The organism is Paraburkholderia sp. SG-MS1 (assembly GCF_012275575.1).
GTDB lineage: Bacteria > Pseudomonadota > Gammaproteobacteria > Burkholderiales > Burkholderiaceae > Paraburkholderia.
Genome location: NZ_NPIH01000073.1, coordinates 1 through 2,513, shown reverse-complemented (window position 1 = coordinate 2,513; position 2,513 = coordinate 1). Strand labels below are relative to the sequence as shown.

Here is a 2,513-nt window from a genome sequence, read left to right as displayed (position 1 = left end):
GTCGTGGGCGTGTTCTGAAACAGCCCGTATTGTACCCGACGGGGTGCGCTGGACCGCCGCGGCACATGCGCCCGTGCGTCTTGTCTACGCGAGCACGACGGGCGTCTACGGCGATTGCGGCGGGGTATGGATCGACGAAACGCGCGCGCCGCAGCCGGCTAATGCGCGCGCGAAACGCCGCGTCTCGGCCGAGCGGCAGTTGCGCCGCGCGACTGCACGCGGCAGCGTGGCGGCGAGCATCGCGCGGATTCCAGGCATCTATGCGCGTAACCGTCTGCCGCTCGCGCGGCTCGACAAGGGCACGCCGGCCCTCATCGACGCCGACGACGTCTATACCAATCACATTCATGCCGACGACCTCGCCGCAATCCTCGTGCGTCTCGCGACGCACGGCAAGCCCGCGCGCGTGATCCATGCGTCCGACGATTCGTCGCTGAAGATGGGCGAGTACTTCGACGCGGTGGCCGATGCATTTGGCCTCCCGCGCGCGCCGCGCATCACGCGCGCGCAGGCCGAAGAGCGGATCCATCCGAACCTGCTGTCGTTCATGCGCGAATCGAGACGGCTCGTGAACCGGCGTCTGAAGGAGGAGTTGGGCGTGCGTTTGCGTTATCCGAGCGTGGCGGATTTTCTGCATGAAGCAGGCATGAAGTGAACGTATGAGCGGGCGGGGCGCAGGCGCTGCAAGCGCCGAACTCGAAGCCCCTCCAGGAAAGGCTCGATCAGGGAGCCCTGCAGAGCTAGTCGAAACCCGGCAAATACTCGCCGTTCCGGGCATCGTCCGGAAAAATTCCGTAGCGCGTTCGCGTCGCGTTGCCGTCGTGCGTCGCGCTGCGCGTGGGTTCGCTCGCTCAGGTCAGCGAGGGCAGGAATTCCAGCAGCAGGAAACACAGCATCCCGCCGACCAGAGCGCCGATCAGGTTCGGCGAATATTTGTGCCGCAGCCGCATGATGACGACCAGTCCGCCAACCAGCAGCAGCCCGAAGCATACGAAAGCAATCATCACCTGCGAGGTCGTAATGGTGTCGACGATGTGCATGGCGCCCCTCCTTGCCAACCTTTTGTAGTCGTTTGTTTAAACGAGTATAGGGCGCGGTGTAAGGAAGAGCATGCTGCGACGCAGCGGTTCTGCGTCCGCCGCTCCGAATCGTTCCCCCATCTCGATGGGCTTTTCCTGCCGCATCAAGACCTTAAGCGGGCGCTAGCGGTTTACCCGCTCCGTAAAGCACCGAGGTCGGTTTCGTCGAGCCATTGCCATGCGCCGGGCGCGAGCGCCGCAGGCAACGCGAGTCCGCCGATCCGCTCGCGATGCAGCGCTTCGCAACGATTGCCGGCTGCGGCGATCATTCGCTTGACCTGGTGGTACTTGCCTTCCATCACGGTGAGCGCGAGCGTGTGCGCGTCGCGCGCTTCGGCGTCGACGGCGGCGCTCGGTTTAGTCTCGCCATGCAGCAGCACGCCGCCGCGCAGCGCGTTCAATTGCGCGTCGTCGAGCGGATGACGCGTGGTCGCGACGTACAGCTTCGGCACCTTGCGTTTCGGCGACGTGAACAGGTGCACGAACTTGCCGTCGTCGGAGAGCAGCAGCAGGCCGGTCGTGTCCTGATCGAGGCGGCCCACACACTGCACGCCGCGCTCGGCGAACTGCGGCGGCAACAGGCTGAACACGCTCAGATGATGTTGTGGATCGCGCGAACACTCGTAGCCTGCGGGCTTGTTCAGCAGCAGATACGCATGCTCGCGATACGGCCAGACGACGCCGTCCACGCTGAAGCGCAGGGTGTCGTCGTGGGTCGGGAAGTCGGCGTCGGCGTCGGTGCACACAGCGCCGCCGATGCTCACCCGCGCATCGGCGATCAGCGCCCGGCATTGGCGGCGCGAGCCGAAACCTTGAGTGAAGAGAATGCTTTCGAGATTCATGGCGAGCGAAGAATAACACCGCAAGAAGCGGAGCGCCTTGCGGCGCCGGACGGACGACGATGGACTCCCCACCACAACGCAGGAACATCGATGCCCGCCACGTCTTCATCATCATCCGCGATCCGATTGCCGGCTGTCTTCCAGCAGCTCGCGTGGTCGAATCTGGCCGCGCAATCGGCCGAGCAGATCAGTCTCGCCGCCGCGCCGCTCGTCGCGGTGTTCGTGCTCGGCGCCGATGCGCGCGGTACGGGGCTTCTGCAAACCGCACAGACGCTGCCGTTCCTGTTGCTGTCGATCCCGCTAGGCGTGTGGGCGGACCGCCGCTCGCGCCGCATGTTGATGACGCTCGCCGAAAGCGTGCGCGTGTGCGCGATGCTATGCGTGCTGCTGCTCGTGATGACACATGCGCTGAGCCTGCCGTTGCTCGCCGCGCTCGGTTTCATCGCGGCGACGGGCACCGTGGCCTACAACGTCGCCGCACCGTCGCTGGTGCCGTCCATCGTGCCGCGCGAAGCGTACGCGAGCGCGAACGGCCGGCTCGAACTCGCGCGCAGCGTCGCCTATTCCGGGGGGCCGGCGGTCGGTGGTTTGC

Annotated in this window: 4 protein-coding genes; 2 read left to right on the top strand and 2 right to left on the bottom strand. The window is 65.7% G+C overall.

The annotated features are described in order from the left end of the window. The coding region (locus CIC12_RS05050) for an NAD-dependent epimerase/dehydratase family protein (protein ID WP_168662742.1) at window positions 1-655 on the top strand (655 nt) is incomplete at its 5' end. 196 nt (window positions 656-851) lie between these two features. Here the strand turns inward: CIC12_RS05050 and CIC12_RS05045 are convergent. Continuing rightward, entirely contained in the window at window positions 852-1,040 is a 189-nt protein-coding gene (locus CIC12_RS05045; RefSeq protein ID WP_168662740.1) for a hypothetical protein, read from the bottom strand. A gap of 170 nt (window positions 1,041-1,210) precedes the next feature. Continuing rightward, window positions 1,211-1,921: a pseudouridine synthase gene (locus CIC12_RS05040; protein ID WP_168662738.1), complete on the bottom strand. Its 711-nt coding sequence runs from the start codon at window positions 1,919-1,921 to the stop codon at window positions 1,211-1,213. 90 nt (window positions 1,922-2,011) lie between these two features. Here CIC12_RS05040 and CIC12_RS05035 point away from each other — a divergent pair. Beyond that, window positions 2,012-2,513 (top strand): MFS transporter (locus CIC12_RS05035; RefSeq protein ID WP_168662736.1); only part of this gene is annotated, 502 nt, incomplete at its 3' end.